General features: G+C 42.9%; 22 protein-coding genes and 3 pseudogenes. 7 read left to right on the forward strand and 18 right to left on the reverse strand.

Annotated features, from left to right (window positions below; translation table 11 throughout):
* The first annotated feature begins 278 nt into the window (after positions 1–278).
* From tnpA to ACQY3F_RS08975, 6 genes and pseudogenes are all read left to right on the forward strand, one after another.
* A pseudogene (tnpA, locus tag ACQY3F_RS08950) lies at positions 279–719 on the forward strand (IS200/IS605 family transposase).
* A gap of 207 nt (positions 720–926) precedes the next feature.
* On the forward strand, positions 927–1,139 hold the full coding sequence (locus tag ACQY3F_RS08955) for a hypothetical protein (RefSeq protein ID WP_428354485.1): 213 nt from the start codon (positions 927–929) through the stop codon (positions 1,137–1,139).
* 146 nt (positions 1,140–1,285) lie between these two features.
* Positions 1,286–1,750, forward strand: coding sequence for a hypothetical protein (locus ACQY3F_RS08960; RefSeq protein ID WP_428353027.1), 465 nt, complete (start codon positions 1,286–1,288; stop codon positions 1,748–1,750).
* A gap of 59 nt (positions 1,751–1,809) precedes the next feature.
* Positions 1,810–3,543, forward strand: a complete 1,734-nt coding sequence (locus tag ACQY3F_RS08965) for a putative transposase (RefSeq protein WP_428354486.1) — start codon at positions 1,810–1,812, stop codon at positions 3,541–3,543.
* 80 nt (positions 3,544–3,623) lie between these two features.
* Positions 3,624–5,123 carry an IS66 family transposase gene (gene tnpC, locus ACQY3F_RS08970; protein WP_428354487.1) on the forward strand — a complete coding sequence of 500 codons (1,500 nt, stop codon included), beginning with the start codon at positions 3,624–3,626 and terminating at the stop codon, positions 5,121–5,123.
* Positions 5,124–5,299: 176 nt separating this feature from the next.
* A pseudogene (locus ACQY3F_RS08975) lies at positions 5,300–5,977 on the forward strand (Druantia anti-phage system protein DruA).
* Here ACQY3F_RS08975 and ACQY3F_RS08980 read toward each other — a convergent pair.
* From ACQY3F_RS08980 to ACQY3F_RS09055, 16 genes and pseudogenes are all read right to left on the reverse strand, one after another.
* Positions 5,966–7,177 carry an acetylornithine transaminase gene (locus ACQY3F_RS08980; RefSeq protein ID WP_428354488.1) on the reverse strand — a complete coding sequence of 404 codons (1,212 nt, stop codon included), beginning with the start codon at positions 7,175–7,177 and terminating at the stop codon, positions 5,966–5,968. The pseudogene ACQY3F_RS08975 and the gene ACQY3F_RS08980 sit on opposite strands and share 12 nt — an antisense overlap.
* Positions 7,178–7,334: 157 nt before the next feature.
* Positions 7,335–8,027, reverse strand: a complete 693-nt coding sequence (locus ACQY3F_RS08985) for an SAM-dependent methyltransferase (protein ID WP_428354489.1) — start codon at positions 8,025–8,027, stop codon at positions 7,335–7,337.
* A 664-nt stretch (positions 8,028–8,691) separates the two neighbouring features.
* A complete protein-coding gene (locus ACQY3F_RS08990; RefSeq protein WP_428352976.1) occupies positions 8,692–10,053 on the reverse strand; it encodes an IS1380 family transposase in 1,362 nt (453 codons plus the stop codon).
* Positions 10,054–10,145: 92 nt separating this feature from the next.
* On the reverse strand, positions 10,146–10,682 hold the full coding sequence (gene trhA / locus ACQY3F_RS08995) for a PAQR family membrane homeostasis protein TrhA (protein ID WP_428354490.1): 537 nt from the start codon (positions 10,680–10,682) through the stop codon (positions 10,146–10,148).
* A gap of 255 nt (positions 10,683–10,937) precedes the next feature.
* Positions 10,938–12,233, reverse strand: coding sequence for a c-type cytochrome biogenesis protein CcmI (gene ccmI / locus ACQY3F_RS09000; protein WP_428354491.1), 1,296 nt, complete (start codon positions 12,231–12,233; stop codon positions 10,938–10,940).
* A complete protein-coding gene (locus tag ACQY3F_RS09005) occupies positions 12,233–12,721 on the reverse strand; it encodes a cytochrome c-type biogenesis protein (RefSeq protein WP_428354492.1) in 489 nt (162 codons plus the stop codon). The genes ccmI and ACQY3F_RS09005 overlap by 1 nt, the downstream gene beginning before the upstream one ends.
* Positions 12,708–13,247 (reverse strand): DsbE family thiol:disulfide interchange protein, encoded by a 540-nt coding sequence (locus ACQY3F_RS09010; RefSeq protein WP_428354493.1) that lies wholly within the window; start codon positions 13,245–13,247, stop codon positions 12,708–12,710. Before ACQY3F_RS09010 ends, ACQY3F_RS09005 begins: the two co-directional genes overlap by 14 nt.
* Positions 13,240–15,198, reverse strand: coding sequence for a heme lyase CcmF/NrfE family subunit (locus tag ACQY3F_RS09015; protein WP_428354494.1), 1,959 nt, complete (start codon positions 15,196–15,198; stop codon positions 13,240–13,242). Before ACQY3F_RS09015 ends, ACQY3F_RS09010 begins: the two co-directional genes overlap by 8 nt.
* Positions 15,195–15,632: a cytochrome c maturation protein CcmE gene (ccmE, locus tag ACQY3F_RS09020; protein ID WP_428354495.1), complete on the reverse strand. Its 438-nt coding sequence runs from the start codon at positions 15,630–15,632 to the stop codon at positions 15,195–15,197. The genes ACQY3F_RS09015 and ccmE overlap by 4 nt, the downstream gene beginning before the upstream one ends.
* The gene (ccmD, locus tag ACQY3F_RS09025; protein WP_428354496.1) at positions 15,629–15,811 is read right to left on the reverse strand and encodes a heme exporter protein CcmD; all 183 of its coding nucleotides are present in this window, start codon (positions 15,809–15,811) and stop codon (positions 15,629–15,631) included. The genes ccmE and ccmD overlap by 4 nt, the downstream gene beginning before the upstream one ends.
* 101 nt (positions 15,812–15,912) lie before the next feature.
* Positions 15,913–16,662 carry a heme ABC transporter permease gene (locus ACQY3F_RS09030; RefSeq protein ID WP_428354497.1) on the reverse strand — a complete coding sequence of 250 codons (750 nt, stop codon included), beginning with the start codon at positions 16,660–16,662 and terminating at the stop codon, positions 15,913–15,915.
* Positions 16,663–16,840: 178 nt separating this feature from the next.
* A complete protein-coding gene (ccmB, locus tag ACQY3F_RS09035; protein ID WP_428354498.1) occupies positions 16,841–17,509 on the reverse strand; it encodes a heme exporter protein CcmB in 669 nt (222 codons plus the stop codon).
* Positions 17,506–18,123, reverse strand: coding sequence for a cytochrome c biogenesis heme-transporting ATPase CcmA (gene ccmA / locus ACQY3F_RS09040; protein WP_428354499.1), 618 nt, complete (start codon positions 18,121–18,123; stop codon positions 17,506–17,508). Before ccmA ends, ccmB begins: the two co-directional genes overlap by 4 nt.
* Before the next feature lie 390 nt (positions 18,124–18,513).
* A complete protein-coding gene (locus tag ACQY3F_RS09045) occupies positions 18,514–19,914 on the reverse strand; it encodes a mannose-1-phosphate guanylyltransferase/mannose-6-phosphate isomerase (protein WP_428354500.1) in 1,401 nt (466 codons plus the stop codon).
* 106 nt (positions 19,915–20,020) lie between these two features.
* Complete coding sequence (locus tag ACQY3F_RS09050; protein ID WP_428354502.1) at positions 20,021–20,272, reverse strand: helix-turn-helix domain-containing protein; 252 nt, start codon at positions 20,270–20,272, stop codon at positions 20,021–20,023.
* A 128-nt stretch (positions 20,273–20,400) separates the two neighbouring features.
* A pseudogene (locus tag ACQY3F_RS09055) lies at positions 20,401–21,611 on the reverse strand (ISAzo13 family transposase).
* Positions 21,612–22,988: 1,377 nt separating this feature from the next.
* On the opposite strand from ACQY3F_RS09055, the gene ACQY3F_RS09060 reads away from it, so the two are divergent.
* On the forward strand, positions 22,989–23,606 hold the full coding sequence (locus ACQY3F_RS09060) for a hypothetical protein (RefSeq protein WP_428354504.1): 618 nt from the start codon (positions 22,989–22,991) through the stop codon (positions 23,604–23,606).
* A 196-nt stretch (positions 23,607–23,802) separates the two neighbouring features.
* Here the strand turns inward: ACQY3F_RS09060 and yaaA are convergent, their stop codons facing one another.
* Both yaaA and ACQY3F_RS09070 read right to left on the reverse strand, forming a co-directional pair.
* Positions 23,803–24,573 carry a peroxide stress protein YaaA gene (gene yaaA, locus ACQY3F_RS09065; protein ID WP_428354505.1) on the reverse strand — a complete coding sequence of 257 codons (771 nt, stop codon included), beginning with the start codon at positions 24,571–24,573 and terminating at the stop codon, positions 23,803–23,805.
* A 147-nt stretch (positions 24,574–24,720) separates the two neighbouring features.
* Positions 24,721–25,044, reverse strand: a complete 324-nt coding sequence (locus ACQY3F_RS09070; protein ID WP_428354506.1) for a hypothetical protein — start codon at positions 25,042–25,044, stop codon at positions 24,721–24,723.
* Positions 25,045–25,116: the final 72 nt, after the last annotated feature.

Consider the following 25,116-nt stretch of genomic DNA (forward strand, 5'->3'; position numbering starts at 1 on the left):
GGCATAATCGATAGTATGGAAGCCGCTTGTTACCGATAAGCAATAGCATTCGGATCTTACGACAAAGGTTCAATGAGAGTGGGGGGGGAAGAAAGTTACTGGATTTATGTCTTTACGAGCAGTGTGCTATTGCAGTAGCTCTTTCGAGCCAGCCCGGTCATGGAGTAAATACTACTATACACCTTATTCTATAAATTAGATATTTATTTTCCATTCGTAAGGTTAAAACCTTCGCCTTTCAGGCGAACAGATTTATCTCAAATGCTATAATTTAAGAAATGGAATATCGCTATGGCAATCATACAGTTTACAACATCGAATACCATTTTGTATGGGTTACAAAATATAGATACCAAGTGTTAAGTGGGGATGTTAGTTTGCGAGTAAGGGAGTTGGTTAGGCAGACCTGTGAAGCATTTGAAATTAAGATTTTGTCAGGAGTTGTTAGTAAGGATCATGTGCATATAGTGGTTTCAGCGCCGCCAAACATGACTCCTAGCGAGACAATGTGAAGGATAAAAGGACGAAGTGCAAGAAAACTTTTTGAAGAGTATCCAGTATTGAAAAAGCGTTATTGGGAAAAGCATTTTTGGGCAAGAGGGTATTTTTGTGTCACGGTAGGGCAAATGAGCGAAGAAATGGTTACCAATTATTTGGAGCATCATTTTGAAGCAAATCCGAATGATAATTTTAAGGCAGAGTATGGTGAACCAAAATAACAGGGCTATTCGCCCTGTAATCTCGACTTTCAGTCGCCAAACTCTCTAACCCACCCGTCTTTAAGCGGGTGGTTGTTTAGATTGGCTTGCCGTTCTTCCACAATATGGAAAGTCAACAGATCCGTAAATATTCGACTAACCCATCTATACAGCAATAAATAAAAAGAGTACGGGACACATCATCCAAAACCCTGTATAAAGGTGTTCATGGAAAGTGCCTCCCAACATTCAGCAGCGTGTCCGCAACGCATAGAGACAGGAGAAATCACAAAGTCTCCCTTTGCTCAAATTGTCATTGAACTGACACAAGCAGAGTATATACAGCTTAAATGGGATGCAAACTATTGGAAAGGACAGTATCACCAGGTCAAACAGAAAAATGAAGATCTTAAGCTCAGACATCTTGATTCGCTATCCTGAAAGAAATCCATTAAAACTTAAACTAGGCAATATAATTAAAGGGTTAGGGAATTATTGTCAAATGATTGATATTTTCAGCTAAAGAAATGAAAATGGTACTCATTTAGGTTAAACTAAGCCCTCATATCATACGAGGTATTCAATTAATGCAGCAACTCATGCTCCCAATAATTCCTCAGGGTACGACTATTATAAATGGTCAGGTCAGTGTTGATAACCGAAATGATGAGTGGTTTTATTTCCTCGGCGGTATCCCGATCTATTCTCACCAGGCTGACAATAAGAGATTATTTAGACTTCACACCTCTCAACTCATCAATACCGGTTCCTGTCGTTCAATCGATATTATTACAACCTTTGGTGTCTCTAAAAGTAGTGTTATGCGCTCATTAAGGCAACTACGAGAAAAAGGGGCTGATTCGTTTTTTGAACCTCGCCCGACTCGCAAGGGAGGACCACTCTTTACGCTTGAGGTTTTGCAGCAAGCTCAGGAATATCTGGATCAAGGTATGACGCCTAACGAAGCCGCTAAAGAATTAGGCATCCGGGCAGATACCTTTCGCAAGGCGATCAGTGATGGACGTTTAAAAAAAAGTCTGCCGCATCAATAGACCCCAATGATGGCAGTACCAAATCAGCCCGTGATATTATAGATGCCAATGCAGCCGATGTGCTTGGTACGGCCTGCACTCGAGTAGAAGAGCGAATCCAGGCTGCTTTGGGTGAGCAGGAAAAGGGAGCCTCAATCGAATTCGAATCCTGTTTAGATGTTCCTAAAGGCGGTGTGTTATGTGCATTGCCCGCGTTACTTGGCAATGGCTTATTAAATGACATTGAGCGCCACCTGGGCAAACTGACAGGTTACTATCAAACCTTTCATATTCTATTGCTACTCGCCTTTATGGGGCTATGTCGCATCAAAAATGCCGAACAACTTCGCGAGCATGCACCGGGTGAATTCGGAAAACTACTTGGCCTGGATCGGGCTCCCGAAGTGCGTTGTTTAAGATCCAAAGTAAAAGGACTGGCTGAACCAAAATCAGTCGAAAGCTGGGCGGCCGACCTCAGTCGACAATGGATGGAAAATGAACCAGAGGCAGCAGGAACACTCTACATAGATGGTCATGTCCGTGTCTATCATGGACACTTGACTAAACTTCCCAAACGGCATGTTTCACGCGAAAAACTCTGCTTACGGGGTATCACCGACTACTGGGTTAATGATGGTACGGGGCGTCCCTTCTTTGTCGTTGAAAAAACGGTGGATCCGGGCTTACTAAAAACGCTGGAAGAAGATATCGTCCCCCGATTACTCAAAGACATTCCGAATCAACCGAGTGCACAAGCATTACAGCAAAACAAACAAGCCTGTCGTTTTATCCTGGTGTTTGATAGAGAAGGCTATAGCCCCGCATTCTTTAGAAAGATGTGGGACAAGCATCGTGTCGCTTGCATGACCTATCATAAATTTCCCACCGAAAATTGGCCACTGGACAATTTTTCCAGTCAGGAGATCACCCTACCGAGTGGTGAAAAAGTCATCATGAAACTCGCCGAACGAGGCAGTCTGGTTGGAACTGGAAAACAGGCGATGTGGATGAGAGAAGTGCGCAAGTTGACTGATTCTGGTCACCAAACCAGTATTATTACCACAGCCTATGAACTAGAATTGACGGCTGTTTCTGGGCGAATGTTTAGCCGGTGGTGCCAAGAGAACTTTTTTAGATATATGAAGCACCACTATGGGCTAGATATGCTACAGGAGTATGGAATAGAGCCACTATCCGATACCCAAAAGGTGGTCAACCCTGATAGGCGCCAACAGGAAGGACAGCGTAATTCGATACAATCCAAACTCAATTACCGTCTATCTCGATTTGCAGCGATGGAACTTCATCCGGTGATTAAAAAAGATGAAACGGAAGATGTGAAATACAAGAAATGGGAAAGAAAACGAGCAGAATTACTCGAAGAAATAGAGCATTATGAAAATGAACTAAAAACCATCAAGGAACAACTAAGCCAAACGCCCAAACACATTACCTGGCAAGAGTTGAGAGACGAAGATAAGTTCGAACAGCTTCTGCCAGGGAAAAAGCGGCTGATAGATACTGTCAACATGATCGCTTATCGGGCAGAAACAGCAATGGCCGCTCTGCTAACCTCACCGACAATCGACTTTCCGATGGCAAGGCAACTATTACAAACGCTGTTTGTGACAGAAGCAGATATATTACCCGATGAAGTAAAAAAACAACTTCGGATACGTGTGCATAGTACTTCCCGACCTGCAAGTAATAAAGCAATAGAAAAGTTATTTGAACAACTCAATCAAACGGAACTCAATTATCCAGGAACCGATCTGCGCTTAATTTATGAGCTGACTTCATCCGCAAAAAATTAGGAAATGGTCTCAAATTAGTTTCGTCTGAATCAAGATGTCTGAAGCTAGAGCTTGAATCTGCACAGGCACGCATTCGAGACTTGAAACAACGCCTATTTGGCAAAAAAACTGAAAAAGGCGTTGCCAAGAGAAATAGTTCTGGAAGACATAATCATACTGATACACCTCGGCCTCGTGGCCAGCAAAAAGGTAGCAAGGGACACGGGCGCACTCCCCGTCCTGATTTGCCGATTATTGAAGAAGAGCATGACATTGCTGCTGAAAACACGTTGTGCCTAGTTTGTACAAAACCCTACAAGCTTCTGTCACAGACAGAGGATTCAAATATTGTTGAAATAAAGGTTAACAGCTATATTCGTCGTGTCAAACGAAAGGTGACTGTTCAGGGCTGTCAATGCGAGGGAGTCACCGGATTGATTACAGCTCCTCCTGCACCACGTCTTATCCCCAAAAGTGGTATTGGCATCTCGGTATGGAGAGAAGTTCTGCTTAACAAGTTTCTGTTCTCACGAGCACTCAATAATTTGTGTACAGATTACACACATCGAGGTCTATGCATTGCCCCTGGCACACTCACGGGTGGATTACAGAAGATAGCTCCGCTATTCGAACCGCTCGTCAATGAACTGGTTAAAAAACAACTCACCGAAGATCTATTCCATAATGATGAAACCGGCTGGAAAGTGTTTGAAATCATAGAGGGAAAAACGGGCTACCGCTGGTGGTTGTGGGTCACTCAGTCCCGTTCGGTAGTCTATTACATACTGGCACCTAGCCGTAGTGGTGATATACCCATCAAGTATTTTTCCGGACTGGATAAACACCTGGAACAGGTCATTGTGGTCTGTGATCGTTATAAAGGTTACATTCGGCTGGCACGGGAAATTCCACAGATCATACTGGCTTTCTGCTGGGCACATGTCCGCCGTGACTTTCTGGATGCCGCCAGAAGCTATCCGAAACTTGAAGCATGGATGCTTGATTGGGTCGAACTCATTGCCGAACTCTATCATCTTAACAAGCAACGCCTGAAAGAGTGGGACGAAACAAAAAGCCTGGAAACCCAGAATCAAGACTTCAAGCAACACCATCAAGCCCTTGCACAGGCAAGCCAAAAGATGAAAGAGCGCTACGCGCATTTACTGGAAGCGGAGAAAGAGAACAAAAACCTAGAGCGCATTCAATGCAAGATCCTAAACAGCCTGAATAACCACTGGAAAGGATTGATGGTATTTGTGGCTAATCCCCAGGTGCCCATGGACAACAATATCGCCGAGCGGCGTATGCGTAATCCCGGTATGGGGCGTAAAAACTATTATGGTTCAGGGAGTCAATGGAGTGCCAGACTGGCAGCCATGATGTTTTCACTGTTTCAGACAATCCTGTTATGGGGATTGAACCCACATCACTGGCTTCACGACTATCTAGATGCCTGTGCGAATAATGGTGGGCAGCCTCCCTCAGACATCCGCCCGTTTATTCCCTGGATGATGAGCGAGTCGCGCAAACAGCAGTTGAGCAAACCCTTGCCTGAACTGACTGCGACTCCACTCGAGTCAGAACAGCCCCAATCACCATGACACGGTATTGTGGACGAAACTTTAGCGAGCAGGAACTGGAACAGATGCGGAAATTGATTGCCGAGGATGCTGGGCGCACGCGTGCCGAACTTTCGCGCCTGACCTGCAGGATGCTTGATTGGTACAAGCCTGATGGGGGGCTCAAGGATATGTCATGCCGTGTTGCCATGCTGTGCATGGCAGAAGATGGACTTATCGCTCTGCCGCCACCACGGCGCAAACCACCCCCGCGACAGAAACTCAACTTTACTGAACAGACGGACCCGCAACCAGCGATCCTCCGGCCTGTTCATGAACTTGTGGCCATCCAGCTTTGTCCAGTCATCACCCGTGATCATTCACGACTATGGAATGAGTACATACATCGCTACCACTACCTGGGGCACAAGCCGCTACCCGGCGCACAGCTTTGCTACTTCGTCATCCTCGACGAGCAAATTATTGCAGCGCTCGGTTTTAGTGCGGCCGCCTGGCAAACGGCACCACGTGATCAGTTTATTGGCTGGAGCCACGAACAGCGGCAAAAAAACCTGCCGTTAGTCGTGAACAATGCCCGTTTTCTGATTATGCCCTAGGTGAAATCCAAAAATCTTGCTTCCACTATTTTATCCATGATAGCTCGTCGCCTTCCTACACAATGGGAAGAGCGTTATGGCATCCGTCCGGTGTTACTGGAAACTTTTGTTGATACCGAGCGATTTGCAGGGACTTGTTACAAAGCCGCCAACTGGATCTACGTAGGTAAAACCAAAGGGCGCGGCAAGTTGGGACCTGCTGGCAAACAAAGCGTACCCATCAAAGACTTATGGCTTTATCCGCTGTGTCGTCAGTTTAGAAGCCACCTAACTCGCTGATTCTAGGTAGTATGTGTTGGTCGAATATTTACAAAGCATATCAGACAACACACTATCCAATAGCGCTATCATTTGTTCTATTTCTGCTATTGTTACGTTTAATGCGGGCATAAAACGCAAGCTGTTTTTGCGTGGTGCATTGAGTAGCAATTTCTGCTCAAACGCATGTTTGACAATAATTGTCGCATCTATCATTCGGGTGTCCAAAGCCAGTAATAATCCACGGCCACGCACTGCTCCCAGCTTATGTTTTTTAGCCAGCTTATTTAAACACTGCTGTAAAAATTTACTTTTGTGTTTAACGTCCTGTAGAAAACCAGGCTGTAAAACTTCAATGATAATTGCATAACCAGCAGCTGTTACCAAGGGGTTACCGTTAAATGTGCCCCCTTGATCACCCAGTTCAAAACAACTGATTTGTTTTTTGGCGAGTAGCGCAGCTAATGGCACACCACCGCCCAAGCCTTTACCCAGTGTCATAATATCCGGTTCGATATTAAAATGCTGATAACAAAACAGTTCACCGGTACGCGCAACACCTGTTTGTATCTCATCAAAGATCAATAACAGTTGATGTTCGTCGGCCAGTTTGCGCAGTCCTTGAATAAAATCCATATCAGCGGGAATAACACCTGCTTCGCCTTGTATCGGTTCAAGCATAATTGCTACTGTTTGCTGGTCAATAACCTCGCACACTGCCCCTAGATCATTAAAAGGAACTTTAATAAACCCAGGGACTTTGGGTTCCAATAGGGAATCCCAACCTTTTTTACCTGAAGCTGACATGGTTGCCAGCGTCCGGCCGTGAAAACCATTATCGAAAGTAATAATCTTATAGGCCGATTTTTTATTTAGACTCCCCCACTTTCGCGCTAGTTTAATAGCACCTTCGTTAGCTTCAGCACCACTATTGGTAAAAAACACCTGATCAAACACACTGTGCTCAACCAGTAGATCCGCCAGTCGTATCATCGGTGCGTTATAAAAACCGGGGCTAGGATTAATTAGGGTTTGTGCCTGAGTTTTAATGGCCTTTACCAGCGTTGGGTGATTATGTCCCAAGGTATTCACCGCCCAACCTTGAATAAAATCCAAATAAGTATTGCCTAATTCATCTGTCAAAAAAGAGCCCTGACCCGAAACAAAAACCGTTTCAGGCCGTTTGGCAATCGGCATAATGGCATTAAATTTGTTGTTCATAGTGTTTTAGTTCCTGTGTGTTTATATTGGGTTTGTATGCGTCACTGAAATTAAGGTAAGGAAGATGTAGGATGGGCAAAGCGATAGCGTGCCCATCACAAGCGTATTGTGGTTGATGGGCACGTCGTACCTCCTTTGCCCATCCTACTTTTGAAGCTTAACTTAATGGCAATGACTTTATACGTAGCATCTGATTAGCACCGACTTGAAATTCGTAATCAACCACTTCATTCGTGGCTATAAAACCTGCCTGTTCTACAGCTTGCACCACGGTCTCAAGGTGTGCAGAAGGTTGATGCGATAAATCCAGCAATGGAAAAATACGCACTTCTTTTGCAATACGGCATAATTCCAGAACAGACTGAATATGAAAATTCAGGTCTAATTGCTCACTGTATAAAAACAATAAATGTGAACATAAAGCCAGCTCGAATTGCTTGTTATTAAACGGCAAAACCGGTAATTCAAAATCCACATAACGCCCTTGCTGTTTACCGGCATCAAAATCCTGTAAAAAGCGATTCATTGCCTGCAGTCGTACCTGTCCTAATGCTTCGGCTGAACCAAATTTATCCAGACGTAACTGACTTGCATTGTTCATGACTTGTACCAGCATATCATCAAATATTTCATCAATACGCTGACCAATTTGCTCACTAATAAAAGCATAAATCGGGTCGGCAGAAATAATACTGCCTCCTTGTCCAGTCAATACCGCATTAAAAGCTGCCGGGCCATCACCAACTCCAACGATTGATTTTTGTAAATCCTGTTCATCCAAAGTAAACATGGCACAATACTCCTCAAAGGAACGCCCCCAGGGGACGACCTGTTGTAAATTAAACCCCATCATTTTCTCCAGGCAAAAAAAAGGCCACAGATTCAGATGAATCTGTGGCCTTAATAAAATTGAATTCGTAATAAACGCTTACATTATTGAATCACTTTAAAACACACAGTTCCACCCTCCAGCAATGAATTTCTTCGTAGCCAGCGTAAAGTAGAACGTCTGTGGTTGAATGACAAATTAAGCATGGGCGCAAGTATGCGTATTTTTTGTTTGTGAGTCAACTTATTGTCATTAGTTCTGACTATAATTTGCGCGGTCAAGACTGCGAATTTCTATATTTAATTAACATTTGTGCCGAGAAATCAGCATGTAAAAATGGCGTTTCTTTGCTACCGAACATAAGCAACAACTGAGATAAAATGACAGATTGAGCCTAATAGAACAAAAAGATGCCAGATTCCATGTGCATGCCTAAGTTTATTCATATTACCTAAATCCTGCAAGCCCATATTTTGACTCTCATTAACCTGTCTAGCTAAGTGGTTATTAGGTTTTTACTGCCGCTTTGCCAGCCCTCTTTGTCCAACCGATCAAAATATCCAGATTTAAATCATAAATAGAGGAAATTTTTTGTATCGTATGGATATCCCCCGAGCCCAAGGCAATAAACACCCTGCCAACGTGCCATGACCTTTTAATCAAAGTGACTTAACTTCGGTTAATGTTAAGCGAGTAACCCCACCTTAACCCAATCATCCCATTCCTGTGGATAGAGCGGACCTGCAGGTGTTCTGACTCTCAGCTGATTATTGCCTGTGAGTAATTTTCCAGCCACCCGAATCAGATAAGTACGAAGTGTATCCGGCTCCCATTGGCACAACGTTTTGTTGCCACTCAATTGAGCCATCCAGCGCACGGTATTGTAGGCAAGAACGGCGCAATGAAATAATGCGGCATTAGCCAGAAATTGATTCGTTCTGATTTTACCTAAACCCATTTGTGATTTTGCTTCTTCAATCCATGTTTCGCACGTCGCTCGTTCACCATACTTCTTATGTGTTTGCCAAGGCGATAGAGGTTCAGTTGTTACATAACAAAAATAGTCATATTCTGCCGTATCCCAAAGCTCGGACTGAGGTCCTGTCACTTGTTTAGGTTGCTTTATCCTGACCGCGACAAACTGACGAGAGCGAGACCAGCCACCACAACGATATTGAAACTCGCTCTGCTCCCAACCGGGTCGGCCTTGTATGGCTGTCCAGGCCTGTTTGGCCAGCAATGCGTTCAAATTCTTAAGTTTAACCTTTATTAGATACCCATGCCCTCTGGTATCGAGAAATTCAAGCAAATCACCGACAAAATAACCACTGTCACCGCGAAAAATAATGCGCATCCGATTGGGCAAGTGTGCAAGTAACTGTTTGGTAAATTCTACAACACCATTGCTTGTAAAGGCATTGCCTGTCCGGAACCAGGCTTGTAAAATTTCTTTTGTTTCCGCTAGAAAAGCGAGTTGTGGATGGTATGAACGGGCACCTTTCTTTTTGGGGTTGAAGCCTTTGGCACTTCCTTCTTGTCGACCACAAACGGTGTCCACAGTTGAATCGACATCGACCCACTGGACGGATTGTATGCCAGTTTTCGATTTTCCGGAACGAAGCAATCGCCGCCAGTGTTGACCACGCAAAGTATGCGTGAGCGTTTCAAACTGGCTTATCTGCCTATCACTTACTTCTTTAAAGATCCGTAAAATTGTGGTTTCAACAGGAATCTTTATCCAGCCAGCTACTTTGCGCAGTACGCTATCTGCCCATACGGTCGTCACCTTTGCCATTGATGTTGCTCCCCCCATCATGCCAACCAACGTCAATAGAACCACATCAGATAAGTGATGGTCTGCATTTTCACCCCGCCGATGTGGAACGCTTTGTTTTACGGTTTTTTCAAAACCTATCCTGTCTAAATATTTCACGACGGGAATCAGTCCCGCCTGGCTTGTCAATCCATGTGCTGTAGATGTCATTTTTACCGTTCGGGTACGGTTTCTTACGTGAGATGAGGATTTTGATACTTTAGAGGGCTTCATTAAAACAATGAGATAGTGAAATCAGGAAAATGATATTATATCATTGTTTAATAAGGAGTTTTGTGGATTATTATGTATAATGCTTGCAGGATTTAGGTATTATCTAAAACATAAAAAACCACGCCCACGGTATAAGCAATGCCACCGCTAGTTAGCCAGATCATTCCAACTGTACTAATCGCTGCTTTAAGATTTGAATATTCCAGTACACACACCCAACCCATTAATAAATAGATTGGTATTTGCAGGGCTTCAATACGTTTTGGGCTAAAGGTATCCAGAAGAATCCCCACAATTGCCAGCCCCCAGACAAAACATAACATCAAGGGGCCGTTACTATCCGCTAATGACACTAGCATATAAGGCGTATAAGTGCCTGCAATCAGCAGATAAATAGAAATATGATCCAGCTTCTGAAATATTTTCTTAAGCTGCGGGGGGTGAAAACTATGGTAGAGAGTTGACATGGTATAAAGCACTACCAGCATAAGCCCGAAAATCGTAAAGCTGATTAGAATCATCGGGTTTTGTTGCTGCAAGCTAATAGTCAGCAACGCCCCCAATCCAACCAATGACAGTACGGCTCCTACCAAATGAGTAATACTATTGAATTTTTCGCCGTCGTACATAAATATTGATGTCTTGTACCGCTTATTTAACCTAGAAAAATCAGTTGAGCGCGAATTTATAGTGCAAGATATTGGCTGCACAGTGCTTTCAAAAAATTTCAGCTTCACCCATAGGTTAAGCGAACTTTTTTTGCAAGTGCGGTGGAATCAAGAGCTTGTGCTAGAAAACGTGAGCAACTGATTTTTCTAGGATTAAGGTACTAGAAGCTTTAAGCAGCGATTTTATAGCAGGAAACACCTGCTATAAAAACATCTTTATTCTACAATTTGATCAATAACCAAAGTTAGCTCTTCGCCTTTATGCACTGCGACTTGCTTTGCCGTTGCGTAAAAATCCCCTTTTGTAGCTCGTGGGCTACCTGATAGTGCAACTCGAGCGGTAATATCAACAAACTCAGCAGAGGAAATTTTTGCCGTCGGCATGGCCGCTTTTGTATCGTCTAATACAATAGTAATCGGTAAATCCTGTACCTGCAATCGCTCTGCTGCAAGTGGCATAGGCATACCGGCTTTGGCAAAAACAAATACCCGATCCTGACCACTGACTTTGGCGCGTAATGCAGGCGATATATCAAGATTAATGGTGATACTTGCCGCCCCTGCAACAGCTTTTTGAACAGGTTTTTCTGATTTTGCTTGTTGTACGGGTCCGGCGACACCTGACTGTCTACGTGCTTCAACTATAGCAGGCTCAATAAAGTTACTCACCTGAGCTTCATCGGCTTTGGTTTTAGCTTTTTCCCATGAGGAAATTGCATCTGCATAGGCTTGTTGTTGATATTCGCCTAGCCCACGTAAAATTAATGCCGTTGGTTCTTCTGGATCGACTTTTAGTGCTTCAGTAATCGCCATTTTCACCACAGGAATCATGCGCTCTCCCGCCACCTGATACATCATTTGCGCATAAGCGGCTTTAGCAGCGGCATAACCTGGATTATCTTCACCCAGCATGCCTGCGATACGGTTGTATACTTCACCAGCTTGCTTATAATCACTCATTGCTGCATAGGTATTGGCTAACAGAAACCATTTTTCTATATCTTCAGGATTTTCTGCTAATTTTGCTTTAAGAGCGATTAATGCACTGTTAAAATCTGGCGCTGCAGCACCATTTTGCGTAACTTGTTGATGCCCTTGTGGATTATCAGCTATCGCTAAATATTGTTGATATTTGTCGCTGGCTCCCAAGCTGTTATAAGTTGCCAGACTGCCCAGTATAAGTATACTAGTAATCAAACCCATCACCAGCCAGTGCTGAATGCTGACATTGTTCGCAGTTTTATTCACCGGCTGTCCTGCAAGTTGTACATCGCCTAATAAGGTTTTTTCCAGCTCGGTTTTCAATTGTGCAAAAGTGTCTGCATCAAGATTACCCTGAATTTGTTCATTTTCCAGTTCTGCCAGGCGTTCCTCAAAAATATTGATATTTTTTTGTTGCTGCGAAATAACTAGCGGGTCATTTTCTGCCCCTTTATAAACCGCCAGGGGCCACAGTAATACGATCACGGCAAGTAATAGCATAGCTGCGATAACTATCCATAGTGTCATCATTATTTTTTTCCTTGTTTTGTTTTCAGCAACGCATTCAGTGCCTTGGCTTCGCTATCTGATAATGCTGGCTGATGGTCGTGAGTTTCTGTATAAGCTTTGCTACGGCTACGGATAATAAACACGACGATTATTAAGCCTAGTAATAAAAAAAGTCCAGGACCATACCAAAGTAAATAAGTTTGCGGTTTTACTTTGGGCTCATAAAGGACAAAATCGCCATATCGCGCAACCATATAATCGACAATTTGCTCATCGCTTTTATCAGTATTTAACATCTGAAAAATTTTAGCACGTAAATCCTGGGCAATTTCTGAATTCGAATCCGCAATATTTTGATTTTGACATTTCGGGCAACGCAATTCGAAAGCCAGCTGATGAAAGCGTTTTTCTTTCTCTGTATCATCGAACTGGTAAACATCAATCGCAGCAAAAAGCGTAAAGCTGCCGAACAGCATCAAGCAACCGATTATTATTTTAATTTTTAACACTGCCCCAACCTTTTTTAATCATCAGTTTTAATTCCTGCCAGTCTTGTGCTGTTAACACCCCTACATGGCGATACCGAACAATACCCTGTGCATCTAGCAAATAAGTTTCTGGCGCACCATAAACGCCTAGATCCAGACCCAGCATCCCATCTACATCGTAAATATTAAATTGATAGGGATTACCTAACTGTTGTAACCACTGCAGGGCCAAATCCCGCTCATCTTTGTAATTCAGCCCGATAATAGGTATTTCATCTGCCTGTGCAATTTCCAGTAATTGCTCATGTTCCTGCCTGCAAGAAGGACACCAGGTTGCCCAGACATTAACCAGCACAGGCTGACCTATAAAATCCTGTTTGGTTAAAATTCGCTCCGGCTGCTGTAAAGAGGTCAGGCTAAATTCAGGAAAAGGTTTATCGATCAATGCCGAAGGTAATTTCCTAGGATCAATACTTAATCCTTTCCATAAAAAACCCGCCAGTACAGCAAATAATAATAACGGGATAAATAAAAGCAGCCTAGGCATGTACAGCCTCCTGTTTAGCGTTACGTTGGCGATAGCGCTTGTCAGCAACCGTCAAGAGACCACCCAGAGCCATCAGTATGCCGCCTAACCATAACCAGCGCACATACGGTTTATAGTGCATTCTAACTGCCCAGGCACCATCATCTAAAGGCTCGCCCAGAGCAACATATAAATCGCGGAACAAGCTTGCATCGATATCAGCTTCGGTCATCATTGCATTTTTAACATTATAACGACGTTTCTCAGGTCTTAAAGTGACTACGTAATCGCCACCTTCTACTACTTCGATAGTTGCCTGGTCAGCCATATAGTTAGGGCCCTTAACCACATGCGTGCCCTGAAAGGTAAATTCGTAGTCTGCTATTTCGACACTGTCCCCTTTTTGCATACGCATATCACGCTCTTCACTATAGGCTGTTACCAGAGTAATGCCGATGGCCGTGACAGCAACACCAATATGAGCGACCATCATGCCGTAATAGCTAAGCGGCAGTTGTTTCAGCCTGCTGGTTATTGATTGTGTCTGGCGAAATTTGCCAATAAATTCGGTCACTATGCAACTAATCACCCAAAGGCCGACGCTAATACCTAGAAAAACTCGCGCATTAAAGCCATTGCCATAGATAAATGGAAAAACCAATCCACAAACAATACTTATTACGGCAGGTAGCCAAAGTTTATTCAGCACAGCTTTAAGCGATGTTTCTCGCCATCTCACCGCGACAGACACGCCCATAGCAAGTGACATGGTACACATAATCGGCACAAACACCGCATTAAAATAAGGCGGGCCTACAGATATTTTTCCTTGACCCAAAGCATCGATCAGCAAGGGGTATAGCGTTCCTAATAACACCGTCACAGCCATTACCGTGAGAAAAACATTATTGACCAATAGCAATACTTCTCTGGACAGCCAGGAAAAACTGGATTCACTTTTTACATTTGGCGCTTTCAATGCATATAAGGTAAGCGATCCGCCCATAGTCACGGCTAATAACATCAAGATAAAAAAGCCGCGCTCCGGATCACTGGCAAAGGCGTGTACTGAGGTTAATACACCGGAACGCACCAGGAAGGTACCTAATAAACTCAAAGAAAAGGCAAAAATAGCCAGCAGTAAAGTCCAGCTTTTAAACACCCCTCGTTTTTCGGTCGCTGCTAGTGAATGCACTAAAGCAGTACCCACTAACCAAGGCATCAAGGAAGCATTTTCTACTGGATCCCAGAACCACCAACCGCCCCAGCCTAGTTCATAATAAGCCCACCAGCTACCCAGGGTAATTCCCATGCCCAGAAATGCCCAGGCAATATTAGTCCAGGGTCTTGCCCAGCGCGCCCATGCAGCGTCCATTCGACCAGATAAAAGGGCCGCAATAGCAAAGGCAAAAGCCACTGAAAATCCAACATACCCCATATACAACATAGGGGGATGAACAATCAAACCAAAATCCTGTAATAAAGGATTTAAATCTGCGCCATCCTGAGGGAAACGCGGTAAATGGCGTGCAAAAGGGCTGGATGTTATTAATAGAAACGAAACAAAGCCAGTTGCCACGATACCCATAACAGATAGTACACGCGCCAGCATATCTAAGGGCAATGCCTTACTAAAGCGACTAACGGCAAAAGTCCATCCGGTCAAAATAAGAGCCCATAACAGCAAGGAGCCTTCATGTCCGCCCCAGATAGCGCTGAGCTTAAACTGTATAGGCATCTGACTGTTGGAATGCTGTGCGACATACACTACCGAGAAATCATCCTGAGAAAATGCATAGCCTAAACAAATAAAACTAATAACGACAAACAGAAATTGCCCTGCTGCCAATGGCTTGGCAAAAGTCATCCATATATCATTGTCTGTCGAGGCACCATACATAGGTACCAACGCCAGAACAACCGATAAAAACAAAGCAATAATCAGGGCAAACTCACCAATTTCAGGGATCATTGCATCGCCTCCTGTTTTTTCTTCATGGATTCAGCAATTTCAGGCGGCATATAGTTCTCATCATGTTTTGCCAATACTTCATCTGCCTGGAAAATGCCTTGCGCATCCATTGCTCCCTGCGCAATAATTCCCTGCCCCTCGCGGAACAAGTCAGGCAAAATACCGGTAAATTCAACGACGACCTGATGCTCAAAATCAGTAATTGCAAACTGTATCTTTAATGAATCAGTTGATCTTTTAACACTGTCATCTACCACCATTCCACCCGCGCGAATTCTTGTCCCTACCGGCGCTTCGCCGTTAGCGATCTGGCTAGTTGAATAAAATAGATTGATATTCTCGCTCAGAGAATACATAACCAGGCCTACAATTAAAGCACTGCCGAAGACCAGGCCTAAAATAATACTTAATCTTTTCTTTCTTTTGGGGGTCATACTCTTCCCTGTTCACGTCTTAAACGACGTTTTGCATTGATAAAAAACTGCCTTTTCAGCCAAAAAGCGGAAACGATATTATAAATAAATATCCCTAAGGCGATGCCATAACTCAGCCACACATAAAGTCCATGTGTACCCATCTGTATAAATTCAGCAAATGATGAGAAATATCCCATAATAAAATCCTTTATAAACCATTAAAATGTAGGCTGGGTTACGTTACCTGCGTTACGCTTAGGTAAGCTAACCCAGCCTACGATTAATTATTTGTTAACTGTTAATATTCCGCAATAACCCGCTTTACCCAGTCACTACGCTTTTCGCGCTGAAGCACTTCTATGCGTGCCCTTTTCATTAGGTTAACCGCAAAAAAACAATAAAAACCCAACACCATAACCAATAAAGGCATCCACATTTCCGGTGGCATGGCGGGTTTAGCCGTTACGGTAAAAGTCGCTGGCTGATGCAAGGTATTCCACCATTCAACCGAGTACTTGATGATCGGAATATTAACCAGGCCAACTAATGATAAAATGGCCGTTGCTTTATCCGCACTGGCTTTATTTTCAAATGCCGAATTTAAGGCAATCACTCCGATATACAGGAATAATAACACCAGCATTGAAGTTAGACGTGCATCCCAGACCCACCAGGCACCCCAGGTAGGTTTACCCCAGATGGCACCCGTTGCCAGAGACATGACTGCAATCGATGCCCCAATAGGAGCACAAGCACCCGCAATCACATGCGCTATTTTCATCTTCCAGACCAAGCCTATCGCCCCTGCAACTGCCATCAACATATAACAGGATTGCGCTAAGATTGAGGCCGGAACATGTATATAGATAATACGGAAACTATTGCCTTGTTGATAATCCGCTGGAGCAAAAACCAGTCCCCAAACTGTCCCGGTGACTAACAAAAGCATGGCTGCCGCTGTAAACCAGGGTAGCAATGCACCGGTAAATTCATAAAACCATTTAGGCGATGCGAGCTGAAAAAACCACCTTGGCATTTTTATTTTCATCTATGAAATCCTAATATAAGTGTGTTGTGACTTATGAGTTTATTATAAATTCATAGTCCGTTTTTGCAGTTTGATTTTTTGGCCGTAAAGAGCATGAGTTACTTCACAACATCTTCAAATGATATTTAAAAATCAAACCTTCAAGTTCTTCATGTCCTTCATGGTATAAATCATTAAGCTAACTACGTACGCTGATTTTTAGCGCCGCAGTAATAGCGAAAGGTGTCAGCATTATACTAAACACCAGAATGGCTCCTAATAAAGCCAGATAACCCTGTATAGGCAAACCCATGGCTCCTGCCTGCACAGTACCTGCACCAAAAATCAACACCGGAATATACAAGGGCAAAACTAATAATGAGATCAACACCCCGCCTCTGCGTAAGCCTACGGTTAAGCCAGCGCCTATCGCCCCCATTAAGCTTAAGGTGGGTGTTCCTAGCAATAAACTAAGGATTAATGCGGGATAACCCTGCTCAGGGAGAAAGAACATCAGTGCAACTAATGGCGAAATAATCGCCAGGCAGAAGCCGCTCACAATCCAGTGGCTTAAAACTTTGGCTAAAACCAGCACAAACAAAGGTTCAGGGCTTACCAGCATTTGCTCTAATGAACCATCCTCATAATCAGAGCGGAAAATACCGTCCACCGATAACAAACAGGCCAGAAGTGCCGCCACCCAGATAACACCTGGGGCAACTTCTGATAAAAATGTAGGATCCGGACTTACACCTAATGGAAAAAGTACCGCAACCATCAAAAAGAAAGCCAGAGGGTTAATAATATCGCTACGATGGCGAAAAACCAGTAATAAATCACGCTTTAGAGCGGCAAAGAAAAAACTCACGCCACTGCAACCTCATCCAGATTTATCGGGCGTATGGTCTGCCCCGGGACCATCAAATCATGATGTGTTGTTAAAATGACCGAGCCCCCTTCTTGTATATGATTAGCAATCAAAGCTTCTTTTTCCTTAACCCCTTTTTTATCCAGCGCTGTAAACGGCTCATCTAAAATCCATAACGGCGCGCTACTCAAATATAAGCGTGCCAGGCCAACCCGTCTTTGCTGTCCGGCGGACAAACTATGACATGGCACATCTTCAAAACCAAATAATCCCACCTGCTTTAATGCCTCTGCAATAGTACATTTATTCAGATTTTTATCCAGTTGCATCATCCACTGTAAATTTTCCTCTGCCGTTAAAAAACCTTTCACCCCGGCTAGGTGACCGACATACAGCATAGATTGATAATACTGCTCTCGACCCTCTTCTAAATCTGTACCATGCCAGTAAATTTCGCCAGTGTAAGCATCAGATAAACCGCATAAAATGCGCAATAGCGTGGTTTTACCACTGCCATTTTGACCTATTATCTGTACTATTTCAGCTGCGTTAACTTGAAATGAGAAATCTGCAAACAATACACGCTCGTCTCGTTCACAGAACAAGTTTTTCACTTCTAACATCTTGGATTATAAATTTACACGTAGCGTGTTTAAAGATTAAGACACAGAAGCCTAACTTAGGATCGAGGATTTATAATACCCGAGTCTGACTTGTCTTTTAACTCCACAGTCACACTACAAAAACAGTTGCGCAGCCTGCTATGCGCCTGTTTTCCTAGTGTGACTGTAATGCCAAAACCTGGGTCATACTTGCGGATATCATTAAATCCTCGCTCCTTAGACTGATTTAACAATCCCAAGCCAGGGCTTCAATAATTCGGGAAAAAAAAAGTGAAAAGAATCCATTCTCAAATCAATCCCTGATTTAATTAATCGACTATTCAAACATTTTTAGACTCATTGTTCAATCACATTCTTAGTCGGTGTATTGTCAGTAAGGCATTAGGTTCTGCCATATTTATCTTCAAAACGAACAATATCATCTTCACCCAGATAGCTACCCGACTGCACTTCAACCATTTCTAATGGAATCACCCCTGGATTCTCTAGGCTATGAATCACGCCTAACGGAATAAACGTTGATTCATTTTCCGAAAGTAGCATGGTTTCGTCACCCTTGCTGACGATAGCCGTTCCTTTAACCACGATCCAGTGTTCTGCACGGTGGTGGTGTTTTTGTACCGATAATTTAGCACCTGGCTTTACCACTATGCGTTTGGTTTTGTGGCGCTCGCCACTATCTACCGAATCATAATGCCCCCAGGGACGATAAACTTTACGATGCAAGTCCGCCTCAGGTCGCTGTTCATTTTTTAATACGGCAACAATTTTCTTAACTTCCTGTACTCTATCCTTAGGCGCTATCATCACAGCATCATCTGTTTCGATAATAATCATGTTTTCAACGCCAATTGCGGCCACTAGCTTATTTCCTGAGTGAATAAAGGAATTCTGCGTATCCAGTGCGATCACATCACCCGTCAGGGCATTACCAAAGGCATCTTTCTCGCGCACTTCCCATAAGGCAGACCATGAACCTACATCACTCCAGCTGGCATCTAAAGGAATCACCACAGCTTTATCGGTTTTTTCCATAACCGCATAATCTATCGAATCTGCTGGGCACCGATTAAAGGCATCTTTATTTAAGCGCACAAAATCCACATCAGTCTGGGCGCCGGCAAAAGACAAGCGACAGGCAGCCAGCATTTCCGGGGAAAATTTTTCCAACTCTTCCAGATAACGCCCTGCTTTAAAAGCAAACATGCCGCTATTCCAGTAATATTCCCCACTGTTGACATAAGCTTCAGCAACCTCCGCATCGGGTTTTTCTACAAATTCAGCAACTTTAAAAGCATCACTAATATTTTCCTTAGAGCGCTTAATATAGCCATAACCTGTTTCTGCAGCCGTTGGCACAATACCAAAAGTAACCAGATAACCTTGCTCTGCCAACGCTCCTGCTTTAATCACTGCCTGCTGAAAAGCCGGAATATTTTCTATCACATGATCAGCCGGTAGCACCAGCAAGATATCATTGGGTTTTTTTGCTGCTAATGCAGCCAGAGCAACTGCGGGCGCGGTATTTTTGCCTATCGGCTCTAAAATAATAGCCTCGGGCTGTACGCCAACTTCCCTGAGTTGCTCAGCCATCATAAAGCGATGATCTTCATTACATACTGCAATAGGCGCTTGCAGATTCTCAATGCCTTCTAAGCGCAGCACAGTCTCTTGCACCATGGTTTTATCTGAAACCAGAGGTAAAAACTGCTTAGGATATACGCCTCGAGACAAAGGCCATAAACGCGTTCCTGAACCACCAGAAAGTATGACAGGTATCATGATATTCCTTGATAAATTAAAAATTAAAATATTGAATTTTAATAACTCTGGAAAAGTCTGTTGTGCTAGAAAAATTGTATAACGGATTTCCCCAGAATAACAGAAGTTACTTTATACTATTGTCTTCATGCATTTCGATAGCATATTTACTGAGTAGGGTATACAAGGTAGGTCTCGCTACACCTAATAATTTAGCCGTATTTGAAACATTATTATCCGCATGAGCTAATGCTCTTCTAATAGCCAAAGTCTCTGCTTGCTCTCTTACCTGCTTTAAATTCAAAGGTAAAACATCTTCGTCCTTCAGGTGCTGCTGTAGCTCTAAATCTAGTGAACTTACATAAGGTCCGTCCGCCATGACTACAGCACGTTTTAATTTATTTTCCAGTTCACGAATATTACCAGGCCATTGATAACTTTCAATTGCTTGCTTTGCCTCTGTCGTAAAACCTTTTAGGAACGTGCACGAAATAACTTGAGCAACTTCTAAAATTGCTTTTCAGGAACAGCAACATAATTCCATAGCCTAAGATGTTCATCAAAAACAATTCTCATGGAATCTTTAAACTCGGCCATAACCTTTCTGCCCGTTTCATAAACTCTATTTAAAATTGAGGCAAAAACTTTTAAACCAGACTTTGTTGTTGCCGTTTCTATCAATTCTTTTGTTAACTGGTGACTTGTTAAAACAACACCTTGCATTGCCCGAGTAATATGAGGAAAGGCTTTGTGCTCAACAGGATTCCATTTGGATGTGTAGGGAGGATAATGAGCAACGCGTATATTAATCCCAATTTCATCTGCCAAAACTTGTAAATCCTGTTTAAAAATATAGTGTCGAGATGAATTACTGCCACCTCCATCCATCAACATTAAAATAGAAGTGGCCTGCGAGTAGTAATGTATTCCATAGTTGTACCACCAATGGCGAAGCGAATCACAAGCAAATTCACTGGTGTCTCGACTTGTCCCTATAGTGACGTATGCCTCATTGCGTGTTTGATCATAAACGGTATGCGGTACGGCAACCCCCTCCGCCAATGACGGGAAATCATGATCAAAAACTTCAACAGTCTCAGTGGTATAAATCTTACCTTCACGAGATAAATTCCCTATTTGTTCCTTTTTCTTAGTGTCTACGCTAATCACTGGATTCCCAGCAACACTATATTTTTCTTTTAATTCGGTAATACGTTCAAATTGGGCATTACGATCCACATGTCCTCCTCCAGCCTTATATTTAAAGGCTTCCGTTTTACATACCCATTCTTTTTCAATAATTGTCTAACAATATTACGACTGGCTTTAAAACCTTTTTTAGCTAATAAATCGCTAATATTAGCTCGCGTTAAATTTGTCCATTTTTGCGTTTCATCCATTGGGTTACCTGCCGTATGCTCTGTAAGCAAAAGTAGAAAAACCTCATTAATATCAGGCTGTTTTTCAAGGGTTGCCTTTCGACCGCCTCCCTTACGTCTACTGCGATTTTGGTCAATCGTTTCTTCCTCCTGAAGTGCTTCAATTCCAAATTGAACAGTATTGCGTGAACAATTAAAAAGCTTAGCAATATAAGTAACCCCACCAAAAGCAAGTTTTAAAGCTTCAATGCCTGCATATAAGCGTCTATTTTTCTCTGGCAGACGACTGTAAAATTCTTGCATCCGCTCTTCTATCTCTTTTGCATAAGCTATAATCATTCGTTAATTTTAAACAAAACTTATTTTTTTAACCAACGTTACAATGATTTTATAATTAAATTTACGCATGAACTTGCTCAAGTTATTTCATGCGCGTTCCTAAGTAACTATAAAAAGCAAAATCTTGCATATTTTTCCAATAATTATTTAGTGTAAATATCCACAGCAACACTTTCTTACATTCAACCTGCTCAACTGCGGTTTCTAGGTTCAATGATACATCACAGATTTAAGCGTTGGATTTATACTTCGATCGGCCACGGATGTGGTTGTGTAGTGAAGTGAGCTGATTCTTGTCGATAGCAAGCCTGACCCGTACTTGATACGGTGGCGCTGAAACTGGCGGTCGGGGTAGAAATACGGCGCGCGCAGGCTTAGGCCAATAGTTTATCCATGGTATCCTCTGTTTCCAGATTAGTAGCAAATAGCTATTGACCATACATCACGTTTCCGCAAGCCCCCTACGATCCCGGACGGTCGGTTTTCCCGAGTCCGGTTCTGACCTTGATTAATACCTTCAGTCGCCTTCCCAAAGAGCATGAAGCTTAAGTGTTGACTCACATACACCCCTCTGCTCCTTGATTTACTTCAAAGGTTACCTCTAATATGTTCCTCGGCCTTACATTGTCCGAGTACTCAAGAGGCTATCAAGCGCCCAGAGTCCCTTTGCATGCTCAAGGCGCTACCTCTCACACCGAGGCATCCAGCACCCCGTCAGCAGGAGTTACCCTGCCTTCATCGCTCATACGAACTCATGCGACAATCCTAAATCCTCCTTATGCCTACGGAATTAACCTTGAACATAAGGTCTTTGCAGGTTGCTGTCAACCCCTGCTGGAAGTAGGATCTTCCCGACGTTATCTCTACAAACCTTTCTCTGCGTGCAAGGACCCCTACCCCGGCTGCTCTCATGGTGCATTTACCCGTTTCTTCCCACAAGACAACGGCCTTCCCAGCGCTATGAACTGGTCGGCGCTTGGCAATAACCCACACTGCAACTTCTGTGTGGCGTAGTTTTCGAGGCTGCAGTCATTCTCTAATGTTCCAGCCCGCAGATTTGCTCGCCCCCCAAATTGCTCCTACCGCAGAATTTCTCAACTCCAGGCAGTCAGGGCTTTTACTTCCCCGCATATTTCAGTCTGTTACCTCGCTGAACAGGGGATATACTAACCGTCCGTTATCGGGCAACTGACGGTGAAAGGACTTTCACCCTCCAAGATTTGCAGCCTTGTCGGCCGCTTCCATAACAGGCTACGTAACGGTTTCAGAAACGTCGCTATCGACAAAAACTCAGCCGCTATAAATCCGTAGTCGTGACCGCGCGAAGTATATATTATAATGAACTTAATACCGATAAACTAATGCAAAAAACACATCATGGCCTTAACAGAACAACAAAAACAAAAAAAAGCAAAACAAAAAAAGCAAAAACGCAGCACACAATCCAAAGCAAATTCTGCACAATTATTACTTGAAAAAATAACGCCTCATCTTGAAAATCCTTTTTATGAATGCTTGATGCCCAATAATTTATTTGAATCGGGCATAGGTAACATACTGATTACCCGGGTTTCTCCTCAAGGCGAAGTTGCAGTGGCTTCCTTTATCATTGATGTTTACTGCTTAGGTGTAAAAAAAGTTTTGTTTAAAACCCTGCCTTTACCCGAATATGAAAAAGTCTTTAAACCAAGTATTATCGAATCACATGGTGATTATCCATTCGCAAAATTAAAACCGGCTTGTGCATTAAAATTAATTACTGGGGCAGTTGATTATGCCAAACAGCTGGGCTTTAGTAGCCATAAAGATTACCACAGCTTAAAGACCATCTTTGGCGAACAAAAACTGGGGCGCTGCTGGTCACGCTATCGCTATGGAAAAGATAAAATGCCTTGTTATGTCAAAGGGCCCAATGAATCCACCACAGATGCTAATAATATAATTAAAACTTTGGAAAAATCATGCGGCGGTGGAAACTTTCATTTCCATTTATAGTTATATACTTCGCGCGGTCACGACTGCGGATTTCTAACGGCTGAGCTTTTGCCGATAGCTACGTTGTTGAAACCGTTACGTAGCCAGCTATGTGCCAGTTTCAATGCCCCCGCATCAAGTACGGGGCAGGCTTTACTATAGACAAAATCAGCTCACTATACAACCGTAACCGTAACCGTAACCGCGCGAAGTATAGTTAGGTTTCATCGCGAATAAACACCCATTGTTTTGTATCAGATAATTCCTCAGCGTAACGATACCCCGCACTACTGAAACCTTTAAGTTGCTCAGCTTTGGTAATCTTATACTGAATAGCATATTTCACCATCATACCGCGTGCCTTTTTTGCATAAAAACTGATTATTTTATATTTCCCGTTTTTAAAGTCCTTAAAAACGGGGGTGATTACCTGGCTAGTCAGTAATTTAGGTTTTACTGCTTTAAAATATTCATTCGAAGCTAGATTGATCAACTCGGAGGCCTCATCTTCTGGCATATCGGCATCAATTAAATGAGATATTTTGTCACCCCAGAAAGCATATAAATTTGCCCCTCGCGTATTCTCTAACCGGGTTCCCATTTCCAGGCGATAGGCTTGCATGACATCTAGAGGTCGTAATAAACCATAGAGCCCAGATAAGATACGTAAATGCTGCTGAGCAAACTCAATTTCATCCACGGTTAGCGAATCTACGGCTAAACCCTGATAAACATCACCTCGAAAAGCAAACACTGCCGGACATTGTGCCGTTGCCCCTGTAGGAACCCAGTCCTGAAAGCGCTGGTAATTAAGCTCGGATAACTTTTCACTAATCCCCATCAACTGCCTAATTTCTTCAGGATTAAATTCCTGCAATTGATCAATCAGCAATTGACTATCATCTAATAATCTTGCTTGTGTCGCCTCCAACACAGGAAATGTTGCCTGCATATCCAGTGACTTTGCCGGGGAAATAAGCATTAACATAACTATTCCTTTCTCACCTTAAGTTTTAATATTAAGAAACCATTTTTCACATAGACACTACAAACAGGCATAAAAAAAGGTTCATATCTTCTCAAGATATGAACCTTTCTTATTCTAAATAGATCAGCAAAAAGCTGAAACAGTTATCTACTTAATAGATTCAGCAACTGCATTGAATGCTTCTACTTTTTCTTTACCTGTTTTTACCAAGTCCATACCGGTTTCCAGAATCATGTTTACCAGACCAGGAGTTTCATAAATCATTTTACCCAAATACCCTACGATTGGTAGCCCAATCAATGCACCGATAAAGGTATTTATACCGACTACACTCAATAATTTGCTTATCATAACAAGAGCATCCAGAGGGATAAATATTATCGCAGCAAAATAAACTATGACTACAAAGGTAAAAACAACAAAAACTACAAACTGGATAAGCCTGACTAAGGCAACATTAATTTTTTTCATTTTGGTATCAACTTCCTAAGAATAACTCAGAGCAGACGACAAAACCTGCTTAATGAGACTTTTTAAAATTAT

Source organism: Methyloprofundus sp. (assembly GCF_965251085.1).
Taxonomy (GTDB): Bacteria; Pseudomonadota; Gammaproteobacteria; order Methylococcales; family Methylomonadaceae; genus Methyloprofundus.

Bases quoted from the DNA above. Each gene is read 5' to 3' on its own strand.
- ACQY3F_RS08955 (WP_428354485.1), top strand. From the start codon at position 927: ATGGAAAGTGCCTCCCAACATTCAGCAGCGTGTCCGCAACGCATAGAG.
- ACQY3F_RS08960 (WP_428353027.1), top strand. From the start codon at position 1,286: ATGCAGCAACTCATGCTCCCAATAATTCCTCAGGGTACGACTATTATA.
- ACQY3F_RS08980 (WP_428354488.1), bottom strand. From the start codon at position 7,177: ATGAACAACAAATTTAATGCCATTATGCCGATTGCCAAACGGCCTGAA.
- ACQY3F_RS08985 (WP_428354489.1), bottom strand. From the start codon at position 8,027: ATGGGGTTTAATTTACAACAGGTCGTCCCCTGGGGGCGTTCCTTTGAG.
- ACQY3F_RS08990 (WP_428352976.1), bottom strand. From the start codon at position 10,053: ATGAAGCCCTCTAAAGTATCAAAATCCTCATCTCACGTAAGAAACCGT.
- trhA (WP_428354490.1), bottom strand. From the start codon at position 10,682: ATGTACGACGGCGAAAAATTCAATAGTATTACTCATTTGGTAGGAGCC.
- ccmI (WP_428354491.1), bottom strand. From the start codon at position 12,233: ATGATGACACTATGGATAGTTATCGCAGCTATGCTATTACTTGCCGTG.
- ACQY3F_RS09010 (WP_428354493.1), bottom strand. From the start codon at position 13,247: ATGCCTAGGCTGCTTTTATTTATCCCGTTATTATTATTTGCTGTACTG.
- ACQY3F_RS09015 (WP_428354494.1), bottom strand. From the start codon at position 15,198: ATGATCCCTGAAATTGGTGAGTTTGCCCTGATTATTGCTTTGTTTTTA.
- ccmE (WP_428354495.1), bottom strand. From the start codon at position 15,632: ATGACCCCCAAAAGAAAGAAAAGATTAAGTATTATTTTAGGCCTGGTC.
- ccmD (WP_428354496.1), bottom strand. From the start codon at position 15,811: ATGGGATATTTCTCATCATTTGCTGAATTTATACAGATGGGTACACAT.
- ACQY3F_RS09030 (WP_428354497.1), bottom strand. From the start codon at position 16,662: ATGAAAATAAAAATGCCAAGGTGGTTTTTTCAGCTCGCATCGCCTAAA.
- ACQY3F_RS09045 (WP_428354500.1), bottom strand. From the start codon at position 19,914: ATGATACCTGTCATACTTTCTGGTGGTTCAGGAACGCGTTTATGGCCT.
- ACQY3F_RS09050 (WP_428354502.1), bottom strand. From the start codon at position 20,272: ATGGCGGACGGACCTTATGTAAGTTCACTAGATTTAGAGCTACAGCAG.
- ACQY3F_RS09060 (WP_428354504.1), top strand. From the start codon at position 22,989: ATGGCCTTAACAGAACAACAAAAACAAAAAAAAGCAAAACAAAAAAAG.
- yaaA (WP_428354505.1), bottom strand. From the start codon at position 24,573: ATGTTAATGCTTATTTCCCCGGCAAAGTCACTGGATATGCAGGCAACA.
- ACQY3F_RS09070 (WP_428354506.1), bottom strand. From the start codon at position 25,044: ATGAAAAAAATTAATGTTGCCTTAGTCAGGCTTATCCAGTTTGTAGTT.